The organism is Bartonella sp. AD328YNZD (genome assembly GCF_042196425.1).
This window is the reverse complement of sequence record NZ_JBHIQG010000855.1, coordinates 1-552: the sequence shown is the minus strand read 5'-3', so window position 1 is coordinate 552 and position 552 is coordinate 1. Positions and strand designations below refer to the sequence as shown.

The 552-nt window shown below is 41.5% G+C and carries 1 protein-coding gene; it reads right to left on the bottom strand.

Annotated elements, in window-relative coordinates:
• Positions 1-552 (bottom strand): GH36-type glycosyl hydrolase domain-containing protein (locus ACFIO3_RS15425; protein ID WP_375704818.1); only part of this gene is annotated, 552 nt, incomplete at both ends.

Here is a 552-nt window from a genome sequence, read left to right as displayed (position 1 = left end):
GCTTGTGTTGCGGCACGATAAAACCAACCAGCTGAACCTGTATACCAAGTCCAACCGCCTTGACCACATCGTGGTTCAACAGCATAAATATCTGCCGCCATCACATAAGGTTCAACACGATAAGTTTCAGGATCTTGTCCATGATTAATAGGGTTAATCGCGGAAAATAAAGCATAAGCTTCATCGTTTTGTCCCATTTCAGCCAATGCTAAAATACTCCAAATGGCACCATGCGTGTATTGACCACCATTTTCTCGAATTCCTGGAGGATAACCTTTTATATAACCAGGCTCGAGTGTACTTTTATCAAAAGGCGGCCAAAAAAGGCGAATGAATCCGCCTTTTTTATCATAGAGATGCTCCAACATTGATTTCATCGCTTGTTTTTGACGTTCAGGCGATGCCATTTGAGAAATGACAGCCCAAGATTGAGCAATGGTATCAATTTGACATTCATCATTGATTTTAGAGCCAAGAGGTGTTCCATCATCAAAATAACCACGTCGATACCAAGCACCATCCCAACCGTTTTTCTCTAGGGATTTTGTTAAA